General features: G+C 70.9%; 2 protein-coding genes (1 of these 2 cut by a window edge). Both read left to right on the top strand.

The annotated features are described in order from the left end of the window. Positions 1 to 73: 73 nt before the first annotated feature. Entirely contained in the window at positions 74 to 12,067 is an 11,994-nt protein-coding gene (locus OV207_RS08295) for a non-ribosomal peptide synthetase (RefSeq protein WP_267554016.1), read from the top strand. Next, a protein-coding gene (locus tag OV207_RS08290) for a non-ribosomal peptide synthase/polyketide synthase (RefSeq protein WP_267554014.1) crosses the window boundary here: on the top strand, positions 12,024 to 16,980 show its start. 25,769 nt of this gene lie beyond the right edge of the window; only the first 4,957 of its 30,726 coding nucleotides appear in the window; its start codon is at positions 12,024 to 12,026; its stop codon lies beyond the right edge, outside the window. Before OV207_RS08295 ends, OV207_RS08290 begins: the two co-directional genes overlap by 44 nt.

Genomic DNA, 16,980 nt, shown 5'->3' with positions numbered 1-16,980 from the left:
GGATTCCCGCCCTCATCGAGCAGGCGGGATTGCCTGTACGAGCTCCCTTGTGCCTGCCGCCCCGACGCGCCCCATGAAAAACGCCCTGCCCGTGTCTCCCTCCTCCACGCTGGTGGAGCTGCTCGAGGAGCGCGCCGCGGTTCGCTCCGATGCGCCCCTCTTCCACTTCGTTGAGGACACCGACGGCGAAGACAGCACCCTGGCCTATTCCGGGCTGTTGCAACGGGCGCGGGCCATTGGCGCCAGCCTCCAGCAGTCCACCGCTCCGGGCGAGCGCGCCGTCCTGCTCTACCCGCCGGGGCTTGAGTACGTCAGCGGCTTCTTCGGCTGCCTGGCGGCGGGGGTCGTCGCCGTCCCTGCCTACCCACCGGATCCCGCCCGCCTGGAGCGCACCCTGCCCCGGCTGCGCGCCATCATCCAGGACAGCCAGGCCACGGTGGTGCTCACCACCTCCTTCATCCTCTCCATGGCGGAGTATCTCTTCGAGTCCGCTCCGGAGCTGAAGGCCCTGCGCTGGGTGGCCACCGATGAGCTGCCCGCGGACGCCGCGCACTCCTGGCAGCGGCCCGCCCTGCGGCCCGACTCGCTGGCCTTCCTGCAGTACACGTCGGGCTCCACGGGCACGCCCAAGGGCGTGATGCTCACGCACGCCAACCTGCTGCACAACCTCCAGCTCATCCACGGTGCGTTCGGCATGCACCCTGGCAGCGCCGGCGTCATCTGGCTGCCGCCGTACCATGACATGGGGCTCATCGGCGGCATCCTGGGCACCATTTACGGAGGCTTCTCCACCAGCCTCCTGTCGCCGCTCACCTTCCTGCGCCGTCCCCTGCGCTGGCTGGAGGTGCTCTCCCGCACCCACGGCACCATCAGCGGCGGGCCCAACTTCGCGTTCGACCTGTGCGTGCGCAAGACGACCGAAGCCGACCGTGCGGCGCTCGACCTGAGTCACTGGGACGTGGCCTTCTGCGGCGCCGAGCCCATCCGCCCGGAGACGCTGGAGCGCTTCGCCCAGGCCTTCGCGCCCAGCGGCTTCCGCCGCGAGGCCTTCTATCCCTGCTACGGCCTGGCCGAAGGCACCCTCATCGTCTCCGGCGGCGAGCGCAGCGCGCTCCCCGTGCAGCAGACGCTGGACACCGAGCGGCTGCGCGAGGGCCGGGTGGAGTCCGCGCAGCCCGGGCCCCAGGGGCAGACGCTGGTGGGCTGCGGGCGCTCGCTCCAGGACCAGGACGTGCGCGTGGTGCAGCCGGAGACGTTCGTCCCGTGCGCGCCCGGTGAGGTGGGTGAGGTGTGGGTGAAGGGCCCGAGCGTGGCCCTGGGCTATTGGGGCCGCCCCGAGGACACCACGCGCGACTTCCACGCGCGCACCGCCGACGGCGACGGGCCCTTCCTGCGCACCGGCGACCAGGGCTTTCTCCAGGGCCCGGAGCTCTTCATCACCGGCCGCATCAAGGACCTCATCATCGTCCGCGGTCGAAACCACCACCCCCAGGACATCGAGCTGACCGCGGAGCATGCCAGCGCCGCGGTGAGGCCCGGGTGTGGCGCGGCCTTCTCCGTGGAGGTGGAGGGAGAAGAGCGGCTGGTGCTGGTGTACGAGGCGGACACGCGCCAGCAGTCCGTGGCGGTGGAGGAGGTCGCGCGCGCCATCAGCCAGCAGGTGGCCACGACGCATGAGCTGCGGCTGCACGCGCTCACCCTCATCGCTCCCGGCAGCCTGCCCAAGACGTCCAGCGGCAAGATCCAGCGACGGGCGAGCCGCGCGGCCTTCCTGTCGGGTGAGCTGCAGGAGGTGGCCTCCTGGCGCGAACAGCAGGCCGACGTGAGCGAACCGACTGCCTCCAGCGCGCCGCACGCGACCGGCGCCGAGGCGCGGCCGACGACGCCGGAGGCCGTGGAGGAATGGCTGCGGATCCGGCTGGCCCGCCGACTGAATGTTTCCCCCCGGGAGGTTCAGCGCGATGAGCCGCTCACCCGCTACGGCATGGATTCGCTGGGGGCGGTGGAGCTGACGTACGAGGTGGAGACGGGCCTCGGCGTGGCGCTCCCGCTGCATGTGCTGCTGGGTGGAACCACGCTGGCCGAGCTGGCATCGCGGCTCGCCGCTGCCCCTCGGGATGCCACTGGCCCCATGCCTCTCGCCTCGCGCGAGCAGCCCCTGCCGCTGTCGTTCGCGCAGCAGCGCCTGTGGTTCCTCGACGAACTCGAGCCGGGCAACCCGCTCTACAACATCTCCGCCGCCGTGCGACTGCGCGGCGTGCTGGACCTCTCCGCCCTGGAGCGCACCTTCGCGGAGCTCGTGCGGCGTCACGAATCGCTGCGCACCACCCTGCACTCCGAGCACGGACAGGCCACCCAGCTCATCCACCCCGACGCCTCCGTCCCGCTCGCGCGGGTGGACCTCGCCTCGCTGCCTTCCAATGAGCGAGAGGCCCAGGTGCTGCGCCTCGCCTACGAAGAGGCCCTGCGCCCCTTCGTCCTGACGCAGGGGCCCCTGCTGCGCACCACCCTGCTGCGGCTCTCCGACGACGAGCACGTCCTGGTGCTCTGCATGCACCACATCGTCTCCGACGGCTGGTCCATGGGCGTGCTCGTCCAGGAGGTCGCCGCCCTCTACGCCGCCTTCTGCCAGGGCCTGCCTTCGCCCCTGCCCGCCCTCCCCGTCCAGTACGCCGACTACGCCCTCTGGCAGCGTCAGTGGCTCCAGGGCCAGGAGCTGGAGCGACAGCTCTCCTGGTGGAAGCAGCAGCTGGCCGCGGCACCTGCCCACCTGGAGCTGCCCACGGACAGGCCGCGTCCGGCCGTCCGCCAGCACCACGGCGCCAGCGTCCCCGTGCGCGTGTCCGCCGCCACCTGGGACGCACTCAAGGCCCTGGCCCAGCGCGAAGGTGTCACGCCCTTCATGCTCATGCTGGCTGCCTTCCAGGTCCTCCTCCACCGACACTCCGGCGAGGAGGACATCAGCGTCGGCTCCCCCATCGCCGGCCGCTCCCGCCCTGAAACGCAGGGCCTCATCGGCTTCTTCGTCAACACGCTGGTGCTGCGCACGCGCCTGGAGGGCAATCCCTCCTTCCGCGAGCTGCTGCACCGCGTGGGTGAGAGCACGCTGGGCGCCTTCGCCCACCAGGACGTCCCCTTCGAGAAGCTGGTCGAGCAGCTTCGGCCCGTGCGCGACCTGGGCCGCAGCCCGCTCTTCCAGGTCATGCTCGTGCTCCAGCCGGATCCGCTGCCCGGCCTTGCGCTGCCCGGGTTGAGGCTGGACTCCGTGGAACTGGAGAGCCGCACGTCGCGGTTCGATCTCCACCTCTCGCTCTCCGAATCCGCCCAGGGCCTCGCGGGCTTCCTGGAGTACGCGACCGAGCTGTTCGAGCACGCCACCGCCGCGCGCTTCGTGGGCCACCTGCAGGTGTTGCTGGAGGGCGTCCTCGCCCGACCCGAGCAGCGCATCGCCGAGCTGCCCCTGCTCACCGAGGCCGAGTGCCAGCAGGTGCTGGTGGCATGGAATGACACGCGCGCGCCCCTGCCTTCGGACACCTGCATCCACCACCTCTTCGAGGCTCAAGCCCAGCGCACGCCGGACGCGCCCGCCCTTGGCTTCGAGGGCGCGTGGCTCTCCTACCGGGAGCTGGACGCGCGCTCCAACCAGCTCGCCTGGCACCTGCGCACCCTCGGCGTCGGGCCCGAGGTCCGTGTCGGATTGTGCGCCGAGCGCTCCCTGGAGCTGGTGGTCGGCCTCTTCGCCATCCTCAAGGCCGGTGGCGCCTACGTTCCCCTCGACCCCTCCTACCCGCGTGAGCGCCTGGAGTGGATGCTGGAGGACTCGCGTCCCGCCGTCCTGCTCGCGCAGCCCTCCCTGCTGACGCGCCTCCCGGAATCCGCGAGCGCCGCCGTGGTGCCGCTGGTTCTCAATGACGAAGCCCTGCGTGCCCTGCCCACGCATGCGCCCGTCTCCCTCTCCACGCCGGACACCCTCGCCTACGTCATCTTCACCTCCGGCTCCACCGGCCGCCCCAAGGGCGCCATGAACGCCCACCGCGCCGTCTGCAACCGTCTCCTCTGGATGCAGCAGGCCTATGCCCTGGGCACCCAGGACGTCGTCCTCCAGAAGACGCCCTTCAGCTTCGACGTCTCCGTCTGGGAGTTCTTCTCACCCCTCACGGTGGGCGCGCGTCTCATCCTCGCCCGCCCCGGTGGCCACCAGGAGCCTGACTACCTCGCGCGCCTCATCTCCGAGCAGCGCGTCACCACCGCCCACTTCGTCCCCTCCATGCTCCAGCACTTCCTGGAGCTGACGGGCCTGGAGCAGTGCGCAAGCCTGCGCCGCGTCGTGTGCAGCGGTGAGGCCCTCTCTCCGGAGTTGGCCCAGCGCTGCCTCCAGCGCCTGCCCTCCGCCGAGCTTCACAACCTCTACGGCCCCACCGAAGCGGCCGTCGAAGTCACCGCCTTCCACGTCACGCCCAACCACGGCCTGCGCGCGTTGCCCATCGGCCGCCCCATCGCCAACACCGTCATCCGCATCCTGGATGCGCACCTGCGCCCCGTCCCCACGGGCGTGCCCGGAGAGCTCTTCATCGGTGGCGTCCAGGTCGGCCGTGGCTACCTCGCGCGCCCCCACCTCACCGCCGAGCGCTTCATCCCGGATGCCTTCGCCTCCGAGCCCGGCGCTCGCCTCTACCGCACCGGTGACAAGGCGCGCTGGCTGCCCGACGGCAACATCGAGTACCTCGGCCGCCTCGACTTCCAGGTGAAGGTGCGTGGCCTGCGCATCGAGCTGGGAGAGATTGAAGCCGCCCTGGAGCGCCACCCCCAGGTGCGCCAGGCCGTCGTCGTCGTGCGTGAGGACTCCGCCTCCGGCGACAAGCGCCTCGTGGCCTACCTCGTGCCGCCGGCCGGTGCGCAGTCGCCCGCCACTTCAGACGTGCGCGACTTCCTCAAGCAGCACCTGCCTGAGTACATGGTGCCAGCGGCCTTCATCTCGCTCGACGCGCTGCCGCTCAACGCCAGCGGCAAGCTCGACCGCAAGGCCCTGCCCGCCCCTCAAGGCGCGCTCACGCCCAGCAACGAATACGTCGCGCCTCGCAACGACGTGGAGCAGCGCCTGTGTGACATCTGGGCGCAGGTGCTCGGCCTGAAGCAGGTGGGCATTCACGACAACTTCTTCGAGCTGGGCGGCGACTCCATCATCAGCCTCCAGGTCGTCGCACGCGCACGGCAGGCGGGCCTCGTGCTCGCCACCCGCCAGCTCTTCCAGCACCAGACGGTCGCCCAGCTCGCCCTCGTGGTGAAGGCCTCCTCCGAGGCGCTTCGCGAGCAGGGCCCCGTCACCGGCCCGGTGCCGCTCACGCCCGCCCAGCTCCAACTGCTGGCGCATGATCCGGCCCACGCCTACCACTTCAACCAGTCCGTGCTCCTGGCGGCTCGCGAGCCACTAGAACCCGCTCGCCTGGAGAAGGCCCTCGCGCTCGTGGTGACCCACCACGACGCCCTCCGGCTGCGCCTGCACCAGAACGCAGGCGCCTGGACCCAGGAGAACGCCAGCCCTGACGAGGCCTCCGTCCACCTGCTCCAGGTGGAGCTCGCCTCCACCCCGGCCTCCGAACAATCCGCCGCGCTCGAAGCCGAAGCCGCGCGGGTGCAGGCCAGCTTCGTCCTCGCCCAGGCGCCCCTGCTGCGCGCCGCCCTCTTCCACCTGGGGGACGGCCAGCAGCGCCTGCTCCTCGTCGCGCATCACCTCGTGGTGGACGCCGTCTCCTGGCGCGTGATCCTCGAGGACCTCGAGTCGGCCTATCTCCAGGCGACACTGCCCGCCAAGAGCGCCTCGTTCCAGTCGTGGGCGCGCCGCCTCCAGACCCATGCCCACTCCGAAGCCCTGAGCGCAGAGGCACCGCTCTGGCTGGAAGAGGCCCGCACGCCGGTGGCACCGCTGCCCACCGATGCCTCCGGCCCCAACACCCCCGCTTCCGAGCGCTCCATCTCCGTCTCTCTCGGCGCCGAAGAGACGCAGCTGCTCCTCCAGGAGGTGCCCTCCGCCTGGCGCGCGCACATCAACGACGTGCTGCTCACCGCCCTGGCCCGTGCTCTCTCCGAGTGGACCGGCCAGTCCCAGGTGCTCGTCCACCTGGAGGGCCACGGCCGTGAGGACCTCTTCGACGACGTGGACGTTTCGCGCACCGTCGGTTGGTTCACGTCCTTCACGCCCGTGCTGCTCCCCGTGCCGGTCATCGGTTCGGTCGGTGACGGCCTGCGCTCCGTGCGTGACTCGCTGCGCCGGTTGCCCCACCGGGGCCTCGGCTTTGGCCTGCTCAAGTGGCTCGGCCCCACGGAACTTGCCCAGCAGCTCCAGGCCCTGCCCGTGCCGCAGGTGGCCTTCAACTACCTGGGCCAGCTCGATGCCTCGGCGTCCTCCAACCGCCTCTTCTCCCTGAGCCACGAGCCCACGGGTCCGTCCGTCGCACCGTCGGGCACGCGGATGCATGCGCTGGAGATCAACGGCTCCGTGCTCGGCGGGCAGCTCCAGCTCTCCTTCGGCTACAGCACCCACCTGCACCACGCGACCACCATCGAGTCGCTGGCCCAGCGCTTCCTCCACCACCTGCGCGCCCTCATCGACCTGCGCGCTTCGGAGGACGCCCGCCGCTTCTCTCCGGGCGACTTCCCGCTCGCGGCCCTCTCCCAGACGTCGCTCGACACGCTGCTGCAACAGGCCGGCCCGGACATCGAGGACGTCTACCCACTGTCCCCGACGCAGCAGGGCATGCTCTTCCACGCCCTGCTGTCTCCGGAGTCCACCGTCTATTTCATGCAGCACTCCTGGGCCATCCACTCCGCCCTGGACGGTGCGGCGCTCCACCAGGCCTGGCAGTCCACCACCGAGCGGAGTGCCGTCCTGCGCACCTCGTTCCACTGGCAGGGCCTCAACGCGCCCCTCCAGGTGGTCCACTCGCGCCTGCCATGCGCTTTCGAGCTGTTCGACTGGCGCGCCCTCTCCGCCGCCGAGCAGCACGAGCGCTACCAGCAGTTCCTCGCGGAGGAGCGCCGGCAAGGCTTCCAACTGCACCGCGCACCCCTCATGCGCATGGTGGCCATCCACCTGCGGCAAGACGTCTGGCGCCTCCACTGGAGCCACTCCCACCTGCTGCTGGACGGCTGGAGCCTGGGCCTGGTGCTCCAGGAGTTCTTCTCCCTCTACGACGCCAGCCTCTCCGCACGCGCCGCGCGCCCCGCCGCGCGCCCGCCCTTCCGCGACTACATCGCGTGGCTGCGCCAGCGTGACGACTCCGCCGACACGGCCTTCTGGCGCGACTACCTCGCCGACTTCACCTCGGCCACGCCGCTCCCGGCCGACACGCACGCTTCGCCCACCGCGGGCCAGGCGCCCTCGCATCCCTTCCACGAGCTGTTCCTGTCCGCCCAGGCCGCCGCCTCGCTGCAGGACTTCTCACGCCAGCACCAGCTCACCCTCAACACGCTGGCCCTCGCGTCCTGGGCCCTCGTCCTCTCGCGCTACTCCGGTGAGCACGACGTCGTCTTCGGCTCCACCTCCGCCGGCCGGCCTCCGGAGCTTCCCGGCTCCGACGCCATGGTGGGCATCTTCATCAACTCGCTGCCCACGCGGATCCGTGTCCCCTCGGACAGCTCGCCCCTGGTGCCGTGGCTCCAGTCGCTCCAGGTCCAGCAGTTGGAGCTGCGCCAGTACGAGCACGCGCCGCTGGTCCACGTCCAGTCGCTGAGCCAGGTGCCTCGCGGCGCGTCCCTCTTCGAGTCCCTGCTCGTCGTCGAGAACTACCCCATCGACGCCTCGCTGCGGCAGCGCACCACCTTCCTCGACGTGCGCGATGCGCTCGCCGCCGAGCGCTCCAACTACCCCCTCGCCCTCGCCGTCATCCCCAGCACCTCGACGGTGCGGCTGCTGCTCTCCCACGACGAGCCGCGCTTCCCGGCCGCCGCCATGCAGCGGCTGCTGGAGCACTGGCGCACCGTCCTGGAGGGCCTCGTGGCCCGGCCGGAGGCGCGCCTGGAGGACGTGTCGCTGCTCTCCGCTTCCGAGCGCCGCCTCGTGCTGGAGGAGTGGAGCCGCACGCCGGGCACCCTCCCCGAGCAGCCCGTCCACCGCCTCATCGAGGCCCACGCGCTGCGCACGCCGGAGGCCCCCGCCGTTCGCTTCGGCGCGGAGACCCTCACCTACGACGAGCTCAACGCCCGCGCCAACCAGCTCGCCCGGCACCTGCGCCGGCTCGGCGTTGGCCCCGAGGTGCTCGTCGCGCTCTGCCTCGAGCGCTCCGTGGAGCGCGTCGTCGCCATGCTCGCCACCCTCAAGGTGGGCGGCGCCTGGCTGTCGCTCGACCCATCCCTCCCCGCCGAGCGCCTGGACTTCATCGCCTCCAACGCGCTCGCCCCCGTCCTGCTCACGCACTCGTCCCTGGAGCACCTGCTCGACCGCCGGGGCTACGTCTTCCTCGTCGACGAGCACGCGGAGCGCGTCGAGCGCGAGTCCACCGACAACCTGGACACCCACGCGGACGCCAGCAATCTGGCCTACGTCATCTACACCTCCGGCTCCACCGGCCGCCCCAAGGGGACCCTGCTCACCCACGGCGGCCTGGCCAACACCGCGCGCGAGGCGGCCCTCGCGCATGGCTACCGGCACGACAGCCGCGTGCTCCAGTTCGCCAGCACCAGCTTCGACGCCTCCGTCTGCGAGGTGTTCTCCACCCTCGTCGCGGGCGCCTGCCTCGTGCTCGCCACCCGTGACGAGCTCATGCCCGGCGCGCCGCTCGTCCAGGTCATCGAGGAGCATGGCATCACCGCCGTGACGCTCACCCCCTCCGTGCTCGCCCAGCTCGAGCCCCAGGCGCTCCCCCACCTGCGGACCGTCATCTCCGCGGGTGAGGCCTGCTCGCCTGAGCTCGCGCGGCGCTGGAGCCAGGGACGCACGCTGCTCAATGCGTATGGCCCCACGGAAGTCACCATCTGCGCGACCATCAGCGGGCCGGTGGACGCCCAGCGGCTGAGCATTGGCCGTGCGCTGCCCAACACGCAGGTGTACGTGCTCGACGAGCACCAGCGGCCCGTGGCCGTTGGCGTGGCCGGGGAGCTGTATGTCGGCGGCGCGGGCGTCGCTCGTGGCTACCTGGGACAGCCGGCGCTCACCGCCGAGCGCTTCATCCCCCATCCCTTCGCCACCCATCCCGGTGAGCGGCTCTACCGCACCGGCGACAAGGTGCGCTGGTTGGCCCACGGCGAGCTGGAGTTCCTGGGCCGTCTGGACACGCAGCTGAAGCTGCGCGGCTTCCGCATTGAACCGGGCGAAGTGGAGACGGTGCTGCGCGAGCTGCCCTCCGTGCGCGAAGCCGTCGTGGTGCTGCGCGAGGACGTGCCCGGCGACAAGCGCCTCGTGGCCTACGTCCTGCCCCGGTCCGGCACGCAGGTGGATCCCCTGCCCCTGCGCACCGCCCTGCTCTCGCGGCTGCCCGAGTACATGGTCCCCTCCGCCTTCGTCTCCCTGGAGGCCCTGCCCCTCACCTCCAGCGGCAAGGTGGACAAGAAGGCCCTGCCGGCGCCCCACGGCTCCGCCGCCACCGCGGCCTCCGCCTACGCCGCGCCTCGCACCGACACGGAGGTGCGTCTGGCCGCCATCTGGCGCGAGGTGCTCCACGTCGAGCAGGTCGGCCTCTTCGACGAGTTCATGTCACTCGGCGGCCACTCGCTGCTGGCCACGCAGGTCGTCTCCCGCATCCGCGCCGCCTTCGGCGTGGAGTTGCCCTTGCGCATCCTCTTCGAGGCCACCACCCTCGAAGCGCTCGCACGGGCCATCGAGTCCGCCTCACGCTCCACGCAAGCATCCGCCCTGCCGCCGCTGCTGGCCGCCTCGCGCGAGCAGCCCCTGCCGCTGTCGTTCGCGCAGCAGCGCCTGTGGTTCCTCGACGAACTCGAGCCGGGCAACCCGCTCTACAACATCTCCGCCGCCGTGCGACTGCGCGGCGTGCTGGACCTCTCCGCCCTGGAGCGCACCTTCGCGGAGCTGGTGCGGCGTCACGAATCGCTGCGCACCACCCTGCACTCCGAGCACGGACAGGCCACCCAGCTCATCCACCCCGACGCCTCCGTCCCGCTCGCGCGGGTGGACCTCGCCTCGCTGCCTTCCAATGAGCGAGAGGCCCAGGTGCTGCGCCTCGCCTACGAAGAGGCCCTGCGCCCCTTCGCCCTGACGCAGGGGTCCCTGCTGCGCACCACCCTGCTGCGGCTCTCCGACGACGAGCACGTCCTGGTGCTCTGCATGCACCACATCGTCTCCGACGGCTGGTCCATGGGCGTGCTCGTCCAGGAGGTCGCCTCCCTCTACGCCGCCTTCTGCCAGGGCCTGCCTTCGCCCCTGCCCGCCCTCCCCGTCCAGTACGCCGACTACGCCCTCTGGCAGCGTCAGTGGCTCCAGGGCCAGGAGCTGGAGCGACAGCTCTCCTGGTGGAAGCAGCAGCTCACCGGGGCACCTGCCCACCTGGAGCTGCCCACGGACAGGCCGCGTCCGGCCGTCCGCCAGCACCACGGCGCCAGCGTCCCCGTGCGCGTGTCCGCCGCCACCTGGGACGCCCTCAAGGCCCTGGCCCAGCGCGAAGGCGTCACGCCCTTCATGCTCCTGCTGGCCGCCTTCCAGGTCCTCCTCCACCGACACTCCGGCGAGGAAGACATCAGCGTCGGTTCCCCCATCGCGGGGCGCCGTACCTCCGAGTTGGAGGGCCTCATCGGCTTCTTCGTCAACACGCTGGTGCTGCGCACGCGCCTGGAGGGCAATCCCTCCTTCCGCGAGCTGCTGCACCGCGTGGGTGAGAGCACGCTGGGCGCCTTCGCCCACCAGGACGTCCCCTTCGAGAAGCTGGTCGAGCAGCTTCGGCCCGTGCGCGACCTGGGCCGCAGCCCGCTCTTCCAGGTCATGCTCGCGCTCCAGCCGGATCCCCGGGCCAGCCTTGCGCTGCCTGGGCTGAGACTGGACTCCCTGGAGATGGAGAGCCGCACGTCGCGGTTCGATCTCCACCTCTCGCTCTCTGAATCCGCCCAGGGGCTCGACGGATCCCTGGAGTACGCCACTGAGCTGTTCGAGCACGCCACCGCCGCGCGCTTCGTGGGCCACCTGCAGGTGTTGCTGGAGGGCGTCCTCGCCCGACCCGAGCAGCGCATCGCGGAGCTACCCCTGCTCACCGAGGCCGAGCGTCAGCAGGTGCTGGTGGCGTGGAATGACACGGCCACGGAGTTCTCGTCCGACACCTGCATCCACCACCTCTTTGAAGCCCAGGCCCAGCGCACGCCGGACGCGCTCGCCCTTGGCTTCGAGGGGGCTTCGCTCTCCTACCGGGAGCTGGACGCGCGCTCCAATCAGCTCGCGCACCACCTGCGCACCCTCGGCGTCGGGCCCGAGGTGCGCGTTGGCCTGTGCGCCGAGCGCTCCCTGGAGCTGGTGGCCGGCCTCTTCGCCATCCTCAAGGCCGGCGGCGCCTACGTCCCCCTCGACCCCTCCTACCCGCGCGAGCGCCTGGAGTGGATGCTGGAGGACTCGCGTCCCGCCGTCCTGCTGGCCCAGCCCTCCCTGCTGACGCGCCTCCCGGAGTCCGCGGGCGCCGCCGTGGTGCCCCTGCGTCTGGACGACGAAGCCCTGCGTGCCCTGCCCACGCACGCGCCCATCTCGCTCTCGTCTCCGGACACCCTCGCCTACGTCATCTTCACCTCCGGCTCCACCGGCCGCCCCAAGGGCGCCATGAACGCCCACCGCGCCGTCTGCAACCGCCTCCTCTGGATGCAGCAGGCCTACTCCCTGAGCACCCAGGACGTCGTCCTCCAGAAGACGCCCTTCAGCTTCGACGTCTCCGTCTGGGAGTTCTTCTGGCCCCTCATGGTCGGCGCGCGCCTCGTCCTCGCACGCCCCGGTGGCCACCAGGAGCCCGACTACCTCGCGCAACTCATCCGCGAGCAGCGCGTCACCACCGCCCACTTCGTCCCCTCCATGCTCCAGCACTTCCTGGAGCTGACGGGCCTTGGAGCAGTGCGCAAGCCTGCGCCGCGTCGTGTGCAGCGGTGAAGCCCTCTCTCCGGAACTCGCCCAGCGCTGCCTCCAGCGCCTGCCCTCCGCCCAGCTTCACAACCTCTACGGCCCCACCGAGGCGGCCGTCGACGTCACCGCCTTCCACGTCACGCCCAACCACGGCCTGCGCGCGTTGCCCATCGGCCGCCCCATCGCCAACACCGTCATCCGCATCCTGGATGCGCACCTGCGCCCCGTCCCCACGGGCGTCCCGGGCGAACTCTTCATCGGCGGCGTCCAGGTCGGCCGTGGCTACCTCGCGCGCCCCCACCTCACCGCCGAGCGCTTCATCCCGGATGCCTTCGCCTCCGAGCCCGGCGCTCGCCTCTACCGCACCGGTGACAAGGCCCGCTGGCTGCCCGACGGCAACATCGAGTACCTCGGCCGCCTCGACTTCCAGGTGAAGGTGCGTGGCCTGCGCATCGAGCTGGGCGAGATTGAAGCCGCCCTGGAGCGCCACCCCCAGGTGCGCCAGGCCGTCGTCGTCGTGCGTGAGGACTCCCCGGGCGACAAGCGCCTCGTGGCCTACCTCGTGCCGCCCGCGGGTGCGCAGTCGCCCGCCACTTCAGACGTGCGCGACTTCCTCAAGCTGCACCTGCCTGAGTACATGCTTCCTTCGGCCTTCGTGCCGCTGGAGGTCTTGCCCCTCAACGCCAGCGGCAAGCTCGACCGCAAGGCCCTGCCCGCTCCGGACCTCCAGGAGCAGGAGAAGCACGGCACCTACGTCGCACCTCGCAACGATATCGAGCAGAGCCTGTGCGACATCTGGGCGCAGGTCCTCGGCCTGAAGCAGGTAGGCATCCACGACAACTTCTTCGAGCTGGGCGGCGATTCCATCATCAGCCTCCAGGTCGTCGCGCGCGCACGGCAAGCGGGCCTCATGCTCGCCACCCGCCAGCTCTTCCAGCACCAGACGGTGGCGCAGCTCGCCCTCATGGTGAAGGCCACCTCCGAGACACTTCGCGAGCAGGGCCCCGTCACCGGCCCGGTGCCGCTCACGCCCGCCCAGCTCCAACTGCTGGCGCATGACCCGGCCCACGCCTACCACTTCAACCAGTCCGTGCTGCTGGCCTCGCGTGCGCCGCTGGAGCCCGCGCTCCTGGAGCAGGCCCTCGCGCTGGTGGTGGCCCACCACGATGCCCTCCGGCTGCGATTGCTCCAGCAGGACTCCTCCTGGGTCCAGGAGAACGCCAGCCCCGACGAGGCCCCCCTCCTCCTGCTCCAGGTGGACCTCTCCGCCACGCCCGCCTCCGAACAGCCGCAGGCCCTGGAAGCCGCAGCCTCTCGCGTCCAGGCCAGCTTCGTCCTCGCCCAGGCGCCCCTGCTGCGCGCCGCCCTCTTCCACCTGGGGGACGGTCAGCAGCGCCTGCTCCTCGTCGCCCACCACCTCGTCATCGACGGCGTCTCCTGGCGCGTGCTGCTGGAGGACCTGGAGTCCACCTACCACCAGCTCCAGCAGCGCCTCCCCGTGACGCTGCCGGCGAAGACGTCCTCCTTCCAGTCCTGGGCGCGCCGACTCCAGACCCACGCCCACTCAGGGTCGCTCTCCTCCGAGGCATCCTTCTGGTTGGACGAGGCCCGCGTTCGGGTGGCACCGCTGCCCACCGACGCCTCCGGCCCCAACACCTACGCCTCCGAGCGTTCCATCTCCGTCTCTCTCGACACCGAAGAGACGCAGCTGCTCCTCCAGGAGGTGCCCTCCGCCTGGCGTGCGCGCATCAACGACGTGCTGCTCACCGCCCTGGCCCGTGCTCTCTCCGAGTGGACCGGTCAGTCCCAGGTGCTCGTCCACCTGGAGGGCCACGGCCGTGAGGACCTCTTCGACGACGTGGATGTCTCGCGCACCGTGGGTTGGTTCACGTCCTTCACGCCAGTCCTGTTGCCCGTGCCCGCGAGCGGCTCCGCTGGTGACGGCCTGCGGGCCGTGCGCGACTCGCTGCGCCTGCTGCCCCACCGGGGCCTCGGTTTCGGCCTGCTGAAGTGGCTCGGGCCCACCGAACTCGCCCAGCAGCTCCAGGCCCTTCCCGTGCCGCAGGTGGCCTTCAACTACCTGGGCCAGCTCGACGCCGCGGCCTCCTCCAGCCGCCTCTTCACCCTGACTTCCGAGTCCTCCGGCGCCCAGACCCAGCCTTCCGGCTCACGTCCGCATGCACTGGAGATCAACGGCTCCGTGCTCGGCGGGCAGCTCCAGCTCGCGTTCAGCTACAGCGCCCACCTGCACCGGGCGGCCACCATCGAGTCGCTGGCCCAGCGCTTCCTCCACCACCTGCGCGACCTCGTGTCCCTGCGTGATTCCGAGGATGCCCGCCGCTTCTCTCCGGGTGACTTCCCGCTCGCCGCCCTCTCCCAGCCGTCGCTCGACACCGTGCTGCGCCAGGCCGGCGCCGACGTCGAGGACATCTACCCGCTGTCCCCCACCCAGCAGGGCATGCTCTTCCACGCCCTGCTGTCGCCTGACTCCTCCACGTACTTCCTGCAGCTCTCGTGGACGATCACTTCGGTGCTGGATGTGCCGGCCTTCCTGCGGGCCTGGGTGGCCTGCCTCCAGCGCCACACCATCCTGCGCTCCTCCTTCCACTGGGAGGGCCTCCCCACGCCGCTCCAGGTGGTCCACTCGCGGGTGGAGCTGCCCATCGAGCAGCTCGACTGGAGTGACCTCTCCGCCTCCGAGCAGCAGTCCCGCCTTGAGCAGCTTCTCCTCCAGGACAAGCAGCGGGGCTTCGAGCTGCGCCGCGCGCCGCTCATGCGCCTGACCGTCGTGCGCTTCGCGGAAGACTCCGTGCGCTTCCTGTGGAGCCACCACCACCTGCTGGTGGATGGCTGGAGCCTGGGCGTCCTCATGAAGGAGGTCTTCTCCCTCTACGACGCCTTCCACGCCGGCTCCGTGCCCCAGCTCGTGGGCAGGCCTCCCTTCCACGACTACATCGCCTGGTTGCAGCGCCGTGATGCCTCCACCGACGCGTCCTTCTGGCGCACCTACCTGGATGGCTTCGCTTCGCCCACGTCGCTTCCAGGGGACACCCATGCCGTACCGCCTCGCGGCCAGCAGCCCGAGCACCTGACCCTCCAGTTGGATCTCTCCCCGGAGGCCACCGATGCCCTCCAGGCCTTCGCGCGTCAGCACCAGCTCACGCTGCACACGCTGGCTCTGGCCTCCTGGGGGCTCGTCCTCTCGCACTACTCCGGCGAGCAGGACGTCGTCTTCGGCAACACCGTCGCGGGCAGGCCTCCGGAGCTGCCCGACTCCGACACCCTCGTGGGCATCTTCATCAACACCCTGCCCACGCGCGTCCGGGTGCCCTCGCACGCCTCGCCCCTGCGGCCCTGGCTCCAGTCGCTCCAGGCCCAGCAGCTTGAGCTGCGCCAGTACGAGCACTCATCGCTCGTCCAGGTCCAGGCCTGCAGCGCCATTCCCTCTGGCACCCCGCTCTTCGACTCGCTGCTCGTCTTCGAGAACTATCCCCTTGATGCCTCGCTGCTGGGCTCGGCCTCGTCGCTCAAGGTGAGCAACATCGAGGGCTACGAGCGCACCAACTACCCGCTCACCCTCTCCGTCCTCCCTGGACACTCCCTGCGCCTGCAGGCCGCCTATGACGCGCCCCGCCTCGAGGCCGCGCCCACGCAGCGGCTGCTCGAGCACTGGCGCAATGCTCTGCTGTCCCTGACCTCCGCCACCAGCCTGGGCGAGGTTTCCCTGATCTCCGAGGCCGAGCGTCAGCAGGTGCTCGTCAATTGGAATGACACGCACGCGGAACTCGCGGACGTGTGCGCCCACCACCTCTTCGAGGCCCAGGTCCAGCGCACCCCGGATGCCCTCGCCCTCCAGTTCGGAGAGCGGACCCTCACGTACCGCCAGCTCGACGAGCGCGCCAACCAGCTCGCCTGGCACCTGCGCACCCTCGGCGTCGGCCCCGAGGTCCTCGTCGCCCTCTGCGTCGAGCGCTCCCCCGAGCTCGTCGTCTCCATCCTCGCCATCCTCAAGGCTGGCGGCGCCTGGCTCCCACTCGACCCGTCCTCCCCCTCCGAGCGCCTCGCCTTCATCCTGCGCGACGCCCAGCCCCCCGTCGTCCTCGCCCAGGAGCACCTCGCCGACGAGCTGCCCCTCCAGAACGAGCTGCTCGTCCTGCTCGACTCCGAATGGGACTCCCTCATCGCCCGGAAGCCCACGCACGCCTCCGACGCGCGCGTGCTGCCCGACAACCTCGCCTACGTCATCTACACCTCGGGCTCCACCGGACGCCCCAAGGGCACCCTCCTGCGCCACCGCGGCCTCTGCAACACCGCCCTGGAGACGCTTGACTTCATGGACCTGGGGCCCGGCCGTCGCCTGCTCCAGTTCTTCTCCTCCGCCTTCGACGCCTCCGTCTCCGAAGTCTTCCCCGCACTCCTCTCCGGCGCCTGCCTCGTGCTCGCCTCCCGCGAGGAGCTCATGCCCGGCGAGCCCCTCCTCAAGCTGCTCGCGGAGCAGCAAGTCACCACCCTCAAGCTCACCCCCTCCGTCCTCGCCCAGCTGGAACCCGAAGGCCTGCGCGGCATCCAGACGCTCATCACCGCTGGCGAAGCCTGCTCCCCGGAGCTCGTCGCCCGCTTCCAGCCCGGACGCCGCTTCGTCAACGCCTACGGACCCACCGAGGCCACCGTCTGCGCCACCGTCAACACCGCCGTGGACTCCCGCCGCGTCTCCATCGGCCGGCCCTTCCACAACGTGCGCGCCTTCGTCCTCGACGGGCACCTGCGCCCGGTGCCCGTCGGCGTCCCCGGTGAGCTCTTCATCGGCGGCGTGGGCCTCGCGCGCGGCTACCTGCACCGTCCGGAGCTCACCGCCGAGCGCTTCATCCCCCACCCCTTCGCCTCCGAACCGGGAGCGCGCCTCTACCGCACCGGCGACAAGGTGCGATGGCTCGACAACG

It is taken from the genome of Corallococcus sp. BB11-1 (genome assembly GCF_026626625.1).
GTDB classification, from domain to species: domain Bacteria; phylum Myxococcota; class Myxococcia; order Myxococcales; family Myxococcaceae; genus Corallococcus; species Corallococcus soli.
The sequence above is the reverse complement of the archived record's forward strand: the minus strand, read 5'-3'. Positions and strand labels throughout refer to the sequence as shown.